At 54.3% G+C, this 13,203-nt stretch carries 16 protein-coding genes and 1 other annotated feature; all 16 genes read left to right on the plus strand.

Annotated elements, in window-relative coordinates; genetic code table 11:
* Window positions 1-5 precede the first annotated feature (5 nt).
* Window positions 6-1,649 (plus strand): pilus assembly protein PilM, encoded by a 1,644-nt coding sequence (gene pilM, locus KNP84_RS05840; RefSeq protein WP_215114475.1) that lies wholly within the window; start codon window positions 6-8, stop codon window positions 1,647-1,649.
* Entirely contained in the window at window positions 1,646-2,353 is a 708-nt protein-coding gene (locus KNP84_RS05845) for a hypothetical protein (RefSeq protein WP_215114476.1), read from the plus strand. Before pilM ends, KNP84_RS05845 begins: the two co-directional genes overlap by 4 nt.
* A gap of 138 nt (window positions 2,354-2,491) precedes the next feature.
* On the plus strand, window positions 2,492-3,079 hold the full coding sequence (locus tag KNP84_RS05850; RefSeq protein ID WP_251131170.1) for a Maf family protein: 588 nt from the start codon (window positions 2,492-2,494) through the stop codon (window positions 3,077-3,079).
* Window positions 3,080-3,108: 29 nt separating this feature from the next.
* Window positions 3,109-3,732: a RadC family protein gene (radC, locus tag KNP84_RS05855; protein WP_251131171.1), complete on the plus strand. Its 624-nt coding sequence runs from the start codon at window positions 3,109-3,111 to the stop codon at window positions 3,730-3,732.
* Window positions 3,733-3,918: 186 nt separating this feature from the next.
* Window positions 3,919-4,755, plus strand: a complete 837-nt coding sequence (locus KNP84_RS05860; RefSeq protein ID WP_215114478.1) for a DUF2785 domain-containing protein — start codon at window positions 3,919-3,921, stop codon at window positions 4,753-4,755.
* Window positions 4,756-4,959: 204 nt separating this feature from the next.
* Window positions 4,960-5,997, plus strand: coding sequence for a rod shape-determining protein (locus KNP84_RS05865; RefSeq protein ID WP_021066877.1), 1,038 nt, complete (start codon window positions 4,960-4,962; stop codon window positions 5,995-5,997).
* A 13-nt stretch (window positions 5,998-6,010) separates the two neighbouring features.
* Window positions 6,011-6,901: a rod shape-determining protein MreC gene (gene mreC, locus KNP84_RS05870; RefSeq protein WP_021066878.1), complete on the plus strand. Its 891-nt coding sequence runs from the start codon at window positions 6,011-6,013 to the stop codon at window positions 6,899-6,901.
* Window position 6,902: 1 nt separating this feature from the next.
* Window positions 6,903-7,397: a rod shape-determining protein MreD gene (gene mreD / locus KNP84_RS05875; protein WP_052013683.1), complete on the plus strand. Its 495-nt coding sequence runs from the start codon at window positions 6,903-6,905 to the stop codon at window positions 7,395-7,397.
* A 5-nt stretch (window positions 7,398-7,402) separates the two neighbouring features.
* On the plus strand, window positions 7,403-8,071 hold the full coding sequence (locus tag KNP84_RS05880; protein ID WP_021066880.1) for a septum site-determining protein MinC: 669 nt from the start codon (window positions 7,403-7,405) through the stop codon (window positions 8,069-8,071).
* A 5-nt stretch (window positions 8,072-8,076) separates the two neighbouring features.
* The gene (gene minD / locus KNP84_RS05885; RefSeq protein WP_215114479.1) at window positions 8,077-8,934 is read left to right on the plus strand and encodes a septum site-determining protein MinD; all 858 of its coding nucleotides are present in this window, start codon (window positions 8,077-8,079) and stop codon (window positions 8,932-8,934) included.
* 42 nt (window positions 8,935-8,976) lie between these two features.
* Complete coding sequence (locus KNP84_RS05890; RefSeq protein ID WP_215114480.1) at window positions 8,977-10,302, plus strand: ribonuclease E/G; 1,326 nt, start codon at window positions 8,977-8,979, stop codon at window positions 10,300-10,302.
* Between the two features lie 55 nt (window positions 10,303-10,357).
* Window positions 10,358-10,429 (plus strand) — a sequence feature (ribosomal protein L21 leader region).
* Between the two features lie 15 nt (window positions 10,430-10,444).
* Entirely contained in the window at window positions 10,445-10,753 is a 309-nt protein-coding gene (rplU, locus tag KNP84_RS05895; RefSeq protein WP_016508528.1) for a 50S ribosomal protein L21, read from the plus strand.
* A 3-nt stretch (window positions 10,754-10,756) separates the two neighbouring features.
* Entirely contained in the window at window positions 10,757-11,092 is a 336-nt protein-coding gene (locus KNP84_RS05900) for a ribosomal-processing cysteine protease Prp (protein ID WP_031200131.1), read from the plus strand.
* A gap of 12 nt (window positions 11,093-11,104) precedes the next feature.
* Window positions 11,105-11,386 carry a 50S ribosomal protein L27 gene (gene rpmA, locus KNP84_RS05905; RefSeq protein ID WP_016508537.1) on the plus strand — a complete coding sequence of 94 codons (282 nt, stop codon included), beginning with the start codon at window positions 11,105-11,107 and terminating at the stop codon, window positions 11,384-11,386.
* Between the two features lie 75 nt (window positions 11,387-11,461).
* Window positions 11,462-11,902 (plus strand): Spo0B domain-containing protein, encoded by a 441-nt coding sequence (locus tag KNP84_RS05910; protein WP_215114481.1) that lies wholly within the window; start codon window positions 11,462-11,464, stop codon window positions 11,900-11,902.
* On the plus strand, window positions 11,903-13,192 hold the full coding sequence (gene obgE, locus KNP84_RS05915) for a GTPase ObgE (protein WP_021066885.1): 1,290 nt from the start codon (window positions 11,903-11,905) through the stop codon (window positions 13,190-13,192).
* Window positions 13,193-13,203 lie beyond the last annotated feature (11 nt).

Consider the following 13,203-nt stretch of genomic DNA (forward strand, 5'->3'; position numbering starts at 1 on the left):
CCAGCATGAGCCGGTCTATAGAGAAAGGAACGGTCGCGTATTTCTCGTTCGATGCGCTCAGCATCCACGGGGCCGTGATTAAACAAGGCGTGTTCAAACGCAGCGCCTCCGTCCAATTGGCGAAAGGCGCCTACGTGGGGGGCCGGATTGAAGACGAGAACGCATTCGGTCTCGCCTTCGATGAACTGTGCCGTAAACTGAAAGTACGAAAAGGGATGGTCTGTGCCGTCGATATGGCCGAGACCGAGGTATTGTCCCGTAAAGTCGAGATTCCATCGACAATCCCGAAAGATGAGATTCGCGGCTATCTGTTCATGGAAATCGGCAGCTCGATCATCTTGCCGTTCGACGACGTCGCCTTCGACTACGAGGTGCTCGGCGAGACGGAGACGAAGACCGAGGTCATGCTCCACGCCGTCTCGGTCGATTTGACGAAAGCCATCCGCGCCTACATGAAGAAACGTGGATTCCAATTGAAGAAAATTGTTCCACGCCCGGTCGCCATCGCGAACGGCGTGAGCCGACTCGAGACGCTCGACCCGCTCAAATCGACGCTCCTCTGGCACGTGACACCGTTCGCGCACCAGTTGCTCGTCCTCGAGGAAGGGCAAGTCCGGTTCATCCGGGCCATCGAGACCGACCTCCCGTACCGCGCCGAGACGACGGATGGAATCATCACGTATACATATAGCGGCTCGAAGGAGACGCTCGCGACGCAGACGGACGAGTGGTTGAACGAACTCGCACGCTTCCTCGACTTCTATCGCTACTCGCTCCGGACGGACGGTCGTCCGATTGACGAGTTGCTCGTCTCGGGGACGGTCCCGAACCTCGACGACCTCGTCCGGACGATTGAAAGCGAGGCGATGGTGCCGGTCAAACGGATCGAAGACCCGCTCCCGCTCTCTCACGCTACACCGTTGTCGCACCAGATGTTGCCGCTCCTCGGAATGGCGACGCTCGACAAAGAGCACGACGCCAACTTCATCAACTCGACCGATGTGACACTCCGGTGGCCGATTATCGCGAGCCTGCTCGCGCTTTTGATTGGCGGCGGGGCGACCGGTTACTTGTTCTATGAAGTGAACGAATTGAAGCAGAACGAGGCCCAGATCGAAGAACAGTTGCAACTCGTTCGCATCTATCAGACCGAGCAAGTGAACTCGAAGGGGCAGCAAGTCCTATCGCTCGACCAGACGGTGACGGCGCTCACGGCCGAAGAGAAGTTGGCCGTGCCAGCACTACGGGCCTTGACGGAACAACTGCCACCGACGGGCTACGTGTTGACGTATAACTACGCCGACGGTTCGCTCATGAGCGTGCGCACCCAGTTCGAGACGCTCGCCGATTTGAACGTGTTCCAACGCTCGCTCTTGAACGACGTGAGGTTTGAGAACGTCAAACTGCTCGGCGTGACGACCGAGACGAAAGCGGAGACGGAACAGGAAGAGACGGATACCGAAACGGATTCGACGCTGTCGCCGAGCGTGCTCGATTCGACAGACGAACCGCTCCCACGCTACATCGGCGAGTTCACCTTCACGTTCATCGATGCCGAACCGGAGACGCCGGAAGGGGAGACCCCAGATGGTGAGACACCGGACGGCGAGACGGAAGAGACGACCGATGAGGAGGTGGTGAGCGAATGAAACGCTCGACGATTTATTTGATTTTCACAATCTGTTTGTTCGCGGCCATCGCCGTACCATCTTATTTCGGTTACCAGTATTTCATCCACCAAGGCAACGTCAAGTCGCTCGAACGGGAACTGTCGCTCGAACAGACGAAGCTCGAACTGTTGCGCCAAGAAGGCGAAGTCGTCGACGTCGCCGATTCCCAGCGCCTGCAGACGCGTGTCCCGACCGAAGCAGCCCTCGACACGGTCGTCGAGACGCTGTCCCAGGCGAGCCAACTGTCTGACGTTCGCGTGACGAGCATCGCTTTCGCCGACGGCATCATCGCTGAATCGGAAGTACCAGAAGACATCGACGAGCCAGAACCGAACGATGTGAGTGCGACGGCTGAACCGGTCGAACCGGTTGAAATCACGCCGGTCAACGCCTCATCGGTCCGCTCGACGGTCTCGCTCCAAGCGGACACGTACGAGTCGCTCGTCCTGTTCCTTGAGTCGGTCGAGTCGATGAACCGGATTCACATCTTGCGCACGGTCCAATTTACTGGACCTACGGAGACGGGACCGAACACGACCGAGACGGCCGAGCCGCTCGACTTCACGGTCGAACTCGACGCGTTCTATCGCCCGGACCTCGATCAACTCGTCGAGGACCGGTACGTACCGGCCCAGACGTTCACACCGAAAGACATCCCGGTGTACGATTATACGACACCATGAGCGCACGTCCCTTCGAAAAGAAGGGGCGTTTTTTTGAGAGGTCTCTGATTGTAAACATCTGCTCGTTTGCCTACAATCGACAGTGAAGTGTGATACGGAAAAGAAGCCCGTTACGCACATATGGAAGGAGTCGTTACAATGAAACCAACACAGAAACGTGTCATCCTCGCCTCGATGTCGCCGCGGCGGACCGAATTGTTGACCCAGGCCGGCATCACGCATGAAGTCATCCCCTCGAACGTCATCGAAGGAACGAACGGACGGGAACATCCGGACGAGTACGTCGGACGCCTCGCCCGCGAGAAAGCGATGGACGTCGCCCGCGACAAACGCGACGCCATCGTCATCGGCTCGGATACGGTCGTCGTCTTAGACGGGACGATTTTAGAGAAGCCGAAAGACCGTGACGATGCGCGGGACATGCTGCAACGGCTTTCGGGAGCGACGCATGAAGTGCTCACCGGCGTCAGCATCATCGGCCCTGAGCGACAGGACTTGTTCGTCACGCCGACGCACGTCACGTTCATCGACATCCCGGACGCGTGGCTCGACGGCTACCTCGATTCAACGGAGCCTTATGACAAGGCAGGTGCCTATGGGATTCAAGGGTCGGGCGGTCTGTTCGTCGAACGGCTCGAAGGAGACTTTTATAACGTCGTCGGTCTACCAATCCGTCCACTCGTCGAGGCGCTCGAACGACACGGGGTATCGCCGCGCTTTCTGTGAATGAAGCGAAAGTTGGTGAAGGAATGACCATGGTGCTCGACCGAAGTGTTGAATCCGCGATCGCCCGGCTGCTCCAAATCGGGGGCAGGGGTGGCGACCCGCACGAGACGGCCCGACGGCTGTCCGACGTATATCCGACGCTCCGGGCGCTGTCGCAGGCGTCTGTGAGTGACCTCTGTCAAATCGAGGGCATGACGAAGAAGAAAGCCGAGCAGTTGCTCGCGGCGTTTGCAATCGGTCTCCGTTACGTCGAGGAACCGAAATTGGAGACGCCGACAATCCGTTCGCCGCAGGACGCCTATGAACTGCTCCGTGATGAACTCCGGCTGTTGAATCAGGAACATTTCATTTGCCTGTATTTGAACACGAAGAACCAGCTCATCGCCCGGAAGACGCTGTTCGTCGGTGGGCTCAATTCGTCGATTGTCCATCCGCGCGACGTGTTCCGCGAGGCGCTCAAGCTGTCGGCTGCTTGTTTCATCGCCGTCCATAACCATCCGAGCGGGGACGCGACCCCGAGCCGGGAAGACATCGAAGTGTCGGAGCGTCTTGTTGAGGCCGGTCATATCGTCGGCATCGCTTGTCTTGACCACGTCATCATCGGGGAGGACCATTACGTCAGTATGAAGCAACGTGGATATATGAACGGGTGAACAGTGGGCAGGCGCATATGCGTCTGCTTTTTTGTTCAGACTTCATACTTCCTGACGCTCAGTCGCCGTCTTCATCGTAGCCATATTTTAGATGTTGTTGGTCCGTAACAGGAATCGTTCAACCCGTCGTCGAACACCGAGAGTATACGTTTACATACGACCTACGAAGAGGGAATGTGATCAGACATGAATGAAGAGACTATTTATAGCGAGCTTGATTTGAAAGTTATTTTGACAGATATCAAAAACCGAGCGACGAATCTGGAAGGGTTAGACGAAACTAGGCTTATCCAATCCATGCTCCATCACATCGGCTCGACGGATGCAGAGCTTCGGGACCAGTTGATTTACACGCTGTTTTATCGCTTCATCATCGAAGACGATCACCTGACGAACGAACAATTGACGGATATGCTCCACACGACGCTCAAATATCATTTGTTCCACGGAATCGGGGAGACGGCATCGGACACCGTCTTCACGCGGGCGTTCTCGACGCTGTTGATCGCCTTGATCGTGTATCAGGACCGGCAACGAGGATTTTTATCGGAAGCGGATCTCGACATGTTGAAGGCGAAGCTCCTGGCCTATCTCGATTGTGAAATCGACACGAGAGGCTATGTGCCTGGGAAAGGCTGGGCCCATTCGATCGCCCACGTGGCCGATGCCTTCGATGAGCTCGTCCTGCATCCGCACCTCGATGAGACGGAATTCGGTGAGATGCTCGAGGCGCTATGGAACAAGGTGATGATGCCGACCGTATATATGCATGACGAGGATGAGCGGTTGTTGAATCCTATCTTTGCCTTATTGCAGCGCGGGATGGACGAACACGAGCTCATCGTTCTGTTAGAAGACTTGCCTGCCCGATTGAGCGCACAAAAACAGCAACTCGAGCCCGAACACTATTGGCACGTCGTGCATAACGTGAAAACGTTTTTGAAAAGCTTTTTTGTCAAACTGCATGAGACGGAGCGACCTGTGCTTCAAACGGCAGTGCTGCTCACCTTGAAAAATATGTGACGATTGCGAGAGAGAATCCAAGCAGGCGCTTTCACGCGCTTGCTTTTTGATTTGCGTTTTTGTCGAAAAGAAGGCACACTAATATACGGTGAGACAGGACTGAGATGAACGTTATTGTAAATAACCTGTAATCGAATGAACGTTTTCAAACATGATTTTTCCGTTATAATAAAAAATAGTGTAACCAAGAGAGGAGCAGCACGTATGTTTCGTAGTTTTAACCGAGAAATCGGAATCGACCTTGGAACGGCAAATACGCTCGTTTATGTAAAAGGTCAAGGCATCGTTGTTCGTGAACCGTCCGTAGTGGCGTTCCGTACAGATACAGGTAGAATTGAGGCCGTGGGTAACCAGGCCAAGGATATGATTGGACGTACGCCGGGTAACGTCACGGCACGCCGTCCAATGAAAGATGGGGTTATCGCCGATTTCGAAACGACAGCGACGATGATCAAATACTTCATGGAGCAAGCGCAGAAATCGAAGAGCGGTTTGTTCTCATCGAAGACGAACGTCATGATCTGTGTGCCAAGCGGCATCACGTCAGTCGAAAAACGTGCCGTGGAAGACGCAGCCAAGCAAGCGGGCGCGCGTGAAGCGTACACGATTGAAGAACCGTTCGCGGCAGCAATCGGTGCCGGTCTCCCAGTTTGGGAACCGACAGGCTCGATGGTCGTCGATATCGGTGGCGGTACGACCGAAGTCGCAGTGATTTCACTCGGCGGCATCGTGACGAGCCAATCGATTCGTGTCGGCGGTGACGAAATGGATGACGCCATTATTCGTTACATCAAAAACAAATACAACCTCATGATCGGGGAGCGGACGTCAGAGACGCTCAAGATGGAAGTCGGTTCGGCTCGCATCGACGCTTCGAACGAAAATGAGAAAATGGAAATCCGTGGTCGCGATCTCGTGACAGGTCTTCCAAAACAAATCGAAGTCTCGGCTGCTGAAGTGTGTGAAGCACTCTCGGATACGGTCGAAGCGATCCTTGCAGGCGTGAAACAAACGCTCGAGCAGACGCCACCGGAACTTGCGGCTGACGTCATGGACCGCGGCATCGTCCTCACAGGCGGTGGAGCACTCCTTAAAAACTTGGATGACGTGATCTCGGACGAGACACACATCCCGACACTCGTCGCGGATGAACCGCTCGATTGCGTCGCCATCGGGACAGGAAAATCTCTTGAAATGATGGACGTCCTCCGTTCAAAATCAGGCATCTCGTCGCGTCGATGAGTGGTGACACACGATGAGCCGGTTCGTACGGAATAAAAAGCTCATCATCACGCTGATCGGTATCATCTTATTCGTAGTAATCTTGGGGGTTTCGATTCGAGGACGGTCGGAATCCGCCTGGTACCAGGACGTCACGCGTGATGTGGTCGGAACGTTCCAACGAGTGTTCACGGTACCGATCGGCTGGATGGACAGTACCGTGTCCTCGATTTCGAACGTACGCGATATTTATGAAGAGAACCGTCAATTGAAACAACATTTGACGAAATACGCGGAAGTGTCGGTCGAAGCCGATGACCTGCGCCGCGAGAACGAAGAATTGCGGCAAATGGTCGAGGCGGCCGATACATCGCTCCGTGACTTCGATTTGATTCCCGCCGAAGTGATCGGGCGCACGCCGAACGACTGGCAGCGCTATGTGACGATCAACGTCGGGGAAGAGCGCGGTGTCGAGAAAGGCATGGCCGTCACGGCCGCGGGCGGCATGGTCGGTCGCGTCATTCAAACGAGCGCCTACACGTCGCAAGTGCAACTCCTCTCGGACAACAACCGGACGAACAATGTCTCGGCCGTCGTCAAGGACGAGGACGGCAAAGCGACGTACGGGACGATTGACGGCTTCGACAGCGAGACGAACGAGCTCTTCTTCACGAAGGTCTCGAACAGCGTCAAGTTGAAAGAAGGCGAGATCGTGTCGACGTCAGGTCTCGGTGGCCGTTATCCGGCCGGTCTTGTCATCGGAACGGTCGAGTCGATCGAGACGGATGAATATGGCGTATCTCAAGTCGCCCGCATCAAACCAGAAGCGGACTTCAATGAGTTCTCGCAAATGTTCGTCATCAATCGAACGCTCGACGAACCGTTCTTGACGGGTCCCGAGGAAGGAGGAGCAGCGGGTGAGTAACATGAAAGTGTTCATCGCCCTGTTCCTCCTCTTTCTTATTGAAGGGACATGGGCCGCCATCTTCTCATGGCACTATGTGACGCCGTTCTTGTATTTGACATTGATCGGCTTGATGTACGTCGGTTTGTATGGTCGCTTCGAGGCGGCGTTCGGATTCGGACTCGTCTTTGGACTGTTGTATGACATCGTCTATACCGACTTGCTCGGAATTTACTTATTTACTTTTTCACTCATTCCTCTCTTAGTCAGCTTCGTGTTAAAATATATAGGTGAGAACTTCTTCTCGGTCGTCATCACGTTCACGTTCATGATTCTCGTGTTTTCCTTCGGGATCTTTAGCGTCATGACGGCGGTCGGTGGGACGACCATGACCATTCAAACACTATTAGTTGAACAGATTCCAGGGACGCTCGTCGCCAACGCTGTCGCCATCGCATTGTTATACGTGCCGATGACACGATACGTGGCGCCGCGACCTGTAGCGAAAAGAGGGTAGCCATGATGGAGCGTAAACGACATATTACGATAAAAGGACATCGCAACGGTATTGCAATCCACTTCAATCCACGGAGTGGCATCGATGAGGTGCTCGGAGAGCTTGAGGCCACGTTACAAGAAATGGAGCCGCCCTCTGGGAAGATTGCACTCAAATTGCACGCGGGTACTCGTTATTTAGACGAGGAGCTGTCACGTCAAATTCGTGAAGTCGTCGCTCGTCATGGCGTTTTTTATATCGAGGAGCTATCAAGCGAGGTCATGTTGACCGAAGAAGCGAAAGCGACCTACGGCAAAAAGACGTTCCACTACCATAGCGGGACGATTCGAAGCGGACAAGTGCTCGATTTCGATGGCTCGGTGCTCATTATCGGAGACATCAACCCAGGGTCCGAAGTTCGGGCGACGGGAAGTATCTATTGTTTAGGGACGATACGAGGAAATGTGCGTGCCGGTGTCGAAGGATGGGAGGAAGCGGTCATCACCGCCAGTCTGCTCCATCCGAAGTTTTTAGCGATCGGTGAACACGTGCTCGCGTCGGACGACGGCGAAGAGCTTCCGGAGATCGAGATGGGATGCGCATATCAGACGAATCAGGGTATTGAAATGACGCGTCTCCGTCAAGTCATGACTGGGCTGAAAGACGCATATGCAATGGAATTACAGAGAGGGTGAGTTTGATGGAGCAAGTAGTAGAGCCTGTACATACAGTGAAAGAAGTGAAGAAAGGTCGGTCCATCGTCGTGACGTCTGGGAAAGGTGGCGTCGGGAAGACGACCACGACCGCGAACCTCGGGACCGGCCTCGCATTGTCTGGTCACTCGGTCTGTCTCGTCGATACGGATATCGGTCTTCGTAACCTCGACATCATCTTAGGACTCGACAACCGCAGCATCTATAACCTCGTCGACGTCATCAACGGCCAATGCAAATTGCATCAGGCGCTCGTCCGTGACAAGCGGTTCGAAGAGATGTATCTCTTGCCTGCGGCCCAGTCGAAAGACAAGACATCGGTCCAACCGGAGCAAGTGAAAGAGATTATCGACCAGTTGAAGACGGAATATGATTTCGTGTTAATCGATTGCCCGGCCGGCATCGAGCAAGGCTTCATGAACGCCATCGCCGGCGCCGATGAGGCCGTCGTCGTGACGACGCCTGAGAAGGCGGCCGTTCAGGACGCGGACCGCATCATCGGGATGCTCGAGCAAGCGGAACATGTCGCTGCGCCGAAATTGATCGTCAACCGCGTCAAGAACCACCTCGTCGAATCAGGCGATATGCTCGACATCGATGACATCATGCGCATCTTGTCGATCGACCTGCTCGGCGTCGTCGTTGACGATGAAGAAGTCATCGCCGCCGCGAACCGCGGGGTACCGGTCACGATGAACCCGGATAACAATGCCGGACAAGCGTACCGCAACATCACGCGCCGGATTCTTGGGGAGTCGGTGCCGCTCATGTCGATTCAGACCGAACAAAAACCGGTCGGCTTCTGGACACGACTCATGATGAAATTTGGAATGAAAAAAGCCTAAGGCAACGAAAGTTGCCTTTTTGTGTCGAAAGGAGAGACGCATATGCGATTGATCTATGAACGGACCCCTTCCATCGAACGGGCCATGCTCGTCGACGGGGAGCGTCTGCTCGAAGTCGAGGAACGCTTCATCGACCAACTGTCGATCGGGACGATTCTCGAGGCCGCGATCGAACGGATTCATCCGTCGCTCGGCGCCGCGTTTTTGACGACCGGCGAGACGACGCTCTTCTTGCCAATTGCCGAGACGCTAAAAGCGCTCGAGGCATATCCGGACGTGCCAGCCATCGGTCAGGCGGCCGTCGTCGGTGAGAAGCGACTCGTCCAAGTGACGAAAGAAGGCATCAACGGCAAACACCATAAAGTGACGGAGAACATCCGCTTCGGCGGACGGTATATCGTCTACTTCCCTTATGGTCGGCGCCAGTTGTATAGCCGCAAGCTCGATTTCGTCACCCAGGACCGGTTATCGAAAGTGTTCGACCTCGAAGAGGCAGAAGGGGTGTTGTTCCGGACCGAGTCGGGGCAGGCAAGCCCTGAAGACCTTCAAGAAGAGCTCGACTTGCTCCGGACGCGTGCCAAGGACGTCATCACGGCACGAGGGGGACAGGATGAGCTGTTGTGCGAACAGTTCGTGCGACGCCATGCGGTCGAATCGGTCATGTTGAATGACAAGGAAGCGCAAGACCGGTTGACGCGGCTCGAGGTCAACGTCGAGCGTCATATCGGCAAAGGCCGGATGAAAGAAGCGGTCCGGCTCGACGGGGCAATCGAGAAGCTGGGCCAGCGTGTCGTCTGGCTCGAAGGCGGTTCGTACGTCTTGATTGAACAAGTCGAGACGATGACCGTCATCGATGTCAACAGCGGCAAGAACGTCGCTGTCAAAGACAAGGGTCGCGCCGCCGATACGATTAACGAGGCCGCGCTCTACGCCGTCATGGAACAGCTCCGGTTACGCAATATCGGCGGTATGGTCGTCATCGACTTCTTGAGGGGGTCAAAGGATGGACAAGCCCGGCTCTTGAAGAAGATGAAAGAGCTCGGTGCCCGCGATCCGCGCCGTGTCGAAGTCTACGGCTTCACGCGCATGGGTTTGTTCGAGCTGTCGCGAGAACGGACCGGACGTTCGATGCAAGACCGGATGACCTATAACGGTAACCCGTCGAAGCTTGCCGTCTTCTCGCAGCTGGAGCGGACGCTGATGGAGCTCGCGCCTCAAGCCGAGGGTGTCGTCGTGACACTCCCGAGCAAGTGGCATGACGCGTCGTGGGACGGTTTTGACTGCACGGTCTTGCTCGTCGACGGAGAACCGGATGTGGCGTTCTACGGGACGCTCGAGGAATGTCAGAATTTCGTATCTCGTCATTGACAACGATTGAACGAGAGTGGTATTATCTATAACGTTAGTTCGTTTGGAAGCACCCAAATGGCTACAACCGCACAGAACGGGTTGAAATGGTTTCGCCCTGCCCTGGATGGCGAGTCTGAGTTTAATAAGGAGGTGCACGTATATGTACGCAATCATCAAAACTGGTGGTAAGCAAATCAAAGTTGAAGCAGGTCAAGAGATCTACATCGAAAAACTCGATGCTGATGTCGAGGGTACTGTAGAATTCGGTGAAGTTCTTTTCGTTGGTGGTGACGATGTTAAAGTCGGAGCTCCACTCGTAGAGGGCGCTAAAGTCGTAGCAACTGTCGTTAAACACGGTCGCGCGAAGAAGATCACTGTCTTCAAAATGAAAGCTAAGAAAAACTACCGTCGTAAGCAAGGTCACCGTCAGCCTTACACGAAAGTTCGCATCGAGAAAATCGAAGCGTAAGCTATGATTCGAGTAATGGTCAGACGAGACGAGACGAAGTCGATTCGTTCCGTTGAAGTGACAGGTCACGCCAACTTTGCTGAACCCGGTTCTGATTTGGTCTGTGCCGGCGTTTCTGCCATCATCTTTGGGGCATATAATGCTGTCGAGGTACTTGCCGGTCAATCGCTTCTTGTAGAAATGGCAGACAAAACAGAGGGTGGCTACTTTTATGTCGAGACATATCCTGACGTATCACCGGAGGACATGACTCGCACCCAACTGTTATTAGAAGGGATGCTCGTGCAACTAGACACGATCGCCCATAGTTACGGTGATTATATCCAAATTGAACAATAGGAGGTGGACCTCATGTTACAATTGAACCTTCAGTTCTTCGCATCGAAAAAGGGAGTAGGATCGACTAAAAACGGTCGTGACTCAATTTCGAAACGCCTCGGCGCTAAACGCGCTGACGGACAGACTGTTTCAGCTGGATCGATTCTCTACCGTCAACGCGGTACGAAAATTCACCCAGGTGAAAACGTCGGCCGTGGTGGCGACGACACATTGTTTGCAAAAGTTGACGGCGTAGTACGCTTCGAGCGTCTTGGTCGCGACAAGAAACAAGTGAGCGTTTACCCAGTTGCGTAAGTAGAACCACGCAGAAGACTCTAGCCACTTATTTGGTTAGAGTCTTTTTTACTAGTTTTACTAGGAGAGGATTTCATGAACTCACAAGCAGCACTGAAACTATTATCGACCGTCCGTCACGAATGGATGAATCGGCTTCAGATGATCTCCTTGTACGCGGCGCTCGAGCCTGAAAAACTTGAGGAGCTGTACGAGCGATATCGTCAGCACGCCGACGAGGAGAGTGCGCTCATTCGCTTGGACATGCCGACGACGAGTCTCGTCCTCATGCAAGCGAACTGGGAAGGGCGGTTGACCTATAAGGTATCGGCCGACCGCGTGTCGCTAGACGACGCGCGCGTGGCGGACAAGTTTGTCCGTCTTCTGTCAGGAACGGATGGACCGATTCATGTGACGTTCACGGACGGACTGATGGTCCGCGTCTTCGGTCACGTACCGGACGACGTGTTCACGTCAGATGAAGTGTACGAGCAAACAGTAGAATGTTCTACGTTCGTTATAAAGGAGGGGAATTAAATGTTTGTCGATCAGGTTAATATTTTTGTAAAAGCTGGAGACGGCGGTAAAGGGATGGTTGCGTTCCGCCGCGAGAAGTATGTTCCAGACGGTGGACCAGCAGGAGGAGACGGAGGTCACGGTGGTGACGTCGTCTTTGAAGTAGAAGAGGGATTACGTACACTCGTTGATTTCCGATTCTCGAAAAAGTTCATCGCCCATGACGGTGAAAAAGGGATGTCGAAAGGCATGCACGGACGAAAAGCGAAGCCGCTCGTCGTCAAAGTCCCACCAGGTACGATCGTGTTCGATGCACAAACAGATACGGTCATCGCCGACCTTACCGAGCACGGCCAACGGGCCACGATTGCCAAAGGTGGACGTGGGGGCCGCGGGAACTGTCGTTTTGCGACGCCATCTAACCCTGCACCAGAGATTGCCGAGAACGGGGAGCCAGGTCAAGAGCGTGAATTGCGTCTTGAGTTGAAATTGCTCGCTGACGTCGGTCTTGTCGGATTCCCGTCAGTCGGGAAATCGACGCTCTTGTCAGTCGTCTCGTCGGCACGCCCAAAAATCGGCGCGTACCACTTCACGACGATCACACCGAACCTCGGTGTCGTCAAGACGGCGGACGACCGTGACTTCGTCATGGCCGATCTTCCTGGACTCATCGAAGGGGCGAGCCAAGGCGTCGGCCTCGGTCACCAATTCTTGCGTCACATCGAGCGGACGAAAGTCATCGTCCACATGATCGATATGAGCGGCATGGAAGGGCGCGACCCGTTCGAAGACTACACGACGATCAACCGCGAGCTCGAGTCGTACAACTTACGTCTCCTCGAGCGTCCGCAAATCGTTGTCGCCAACAAGATGGACATGCCGGATGCGCCGGAATTACTTGAAGAGTTCCAAAAGAAAATCGGAGACGACGTCAAAGTCTTCCCGATCTCGGCACTCGCCAAAGAAGGACTTCGCAACCTGCTCATCGAAGTAGCTAATCTTGTAGACTCGACACCTGAGTTCCCACTCGAAGAGCTCGAAGAGAAGACGGCCACACCACGTGTCGTTTATCGTTACGAGAAGGAAGAGAAGGGGTATCAGATTCATATTGATGAATACGAACGCTTCGTGATCACAGGGCCTCGTATCGAGAAGCTCTTCAAGATGACGAACTTCGATCACGACGAATCCATCAAGCGCTTTGCGCGTCAAATGCGTCAAATGGGCGTCGATGACGACCTTCGCAAGTTAGGTGCCGAAGACGGCAGCGTCGTCGCCATCTTGGACTTTGAATTCGAATTCGTCGAATAATCTTTTTAATT

This window comes from Exiguobacterium sp. s70 (assembly GCF_018618315.1).
Classification (GTDB): domain Bacteria; phylum Bacillota; class Bacilli; order Exiguobacteriales; family Exiguobacteriaceae; genus Exiguobacterium; species Exiguobacterium chiriqhucha.

What these genes read in the sequence shown, in the direction of transcription:
- KNP84_RS05865 (WP_021066877.1), top strand. Translation starts at nt 4,960, where the DNA reads ATGTTTCGTAGTTTTAACCGAGAAATCGGAATCGACCTTGGAACGGCA.
- mreC (WP_021066878.1), top strand. Translation starts at nt 6,011, where the DNA reads ATGAGCCGGTTCGTACGGAATAAAAAGCTCATCATCACGCTGATCGGT.
- KNP84_RS05890 (WP_215114480.1), top strand. Translation starts at nt 8,977, where the DNA reads ATGCGATTGATCTATGAACGGACCCCTTCCATCGAACGGGCCATGCTC.
- obgE (WP_021066885.1), top strand. Translation starts at nt 11,903, where the DNA reads ATGTTTGTCGATCAGGTTAATATTTTTGTAAAAGCTGGAGACGGCGGT.
- mreD (WP_052013683.1), top strand. Translation starts at nt 6,903, where the DNA reads ATGAAAGTGTTCATCGCCCTGTTCCTCCTCTTTCTTATTGAAGGGACA.
- pilM (WP_215114475.1), top strand. Translation starts at nt 6, where the DNA reads ATGAGCCGGTCTATAGAGAAAGGAACGGTCGCGTATTTCTCGTTCGAT.
- radC (WP_251131171.1), top strand. Translation starts at nt 3,109, where the DNA reads ATGGTGCTCGACCGAAGTGTTGAATCCGCGATCGCCCGGCTGCTCCAA.
- KNP84_RS05900 (WP_031200131.1), top strand. Translation starts at nt 10,757, where the DNA reads ATGATTCGAGTAATGGTCAGACGAGACGAGACGAAGTCGATTCGTTCC.
- rplU (WP_016508528.1), top strand. Translation starts at nt 10,445, where the DNA reads ATGTACGCAATCATCAAAACTGGTGGTAAGCAAATCAAAGTTGAAGCA.
- KNP84_RS05850 (WP_251131170.1), top strand. Translation starts at nt 2,492, where the DNA reads ATGAAACCAACACAGAAACGTGTCATCCTCGCCTCGATGTCGCCGCGG.
- KNP84_RS05845 (WP_215114476.1), top strand. Translation starts at nt 1,646, where the DNA reads ATGAAACGCTCGACGATTTATTTGATTTTCACAATCTGTTTGTTCGCG.
- rpmA (WP_016508537.1), top strand. Translation starts at nt 11,105, where the DNA reads ATGTTACAATTGAACCTTCAGTTCTTCGCATCGAAAAAGGGAGTAGGA.
- KNP84_RS05910 (WP_215114481.1), top strand. Translation starts at nt 11,462, where the DNA reads ATGAACTCACAAGCAGCACTGAAACTATTATCGACCGTCCGTCACGAA.
- KNP84_RS05880 (WP_021066880.1), top strand. Translation starts at nt 7,403, where the DNA reads ATGGAGCGTAAACGACATATTACGATAAAAGGACATCGCAACGGTATT.
- KNP84_RS05860 (WP_215114478.1), top strand. Translation starts at nt 3,919, where the DNA reads ATGAATGAAGAGACTATTTATAGCGAGCTTGATTTGAAAGTTATTTTG.
- minD (WP_215114479.1), top strand. Translation starts at nt 8,077, where the DNA reads ATGGAGCAAGTAGTAGAGCCTGTACATACAGTGAAAGAAGTGAAGAAA.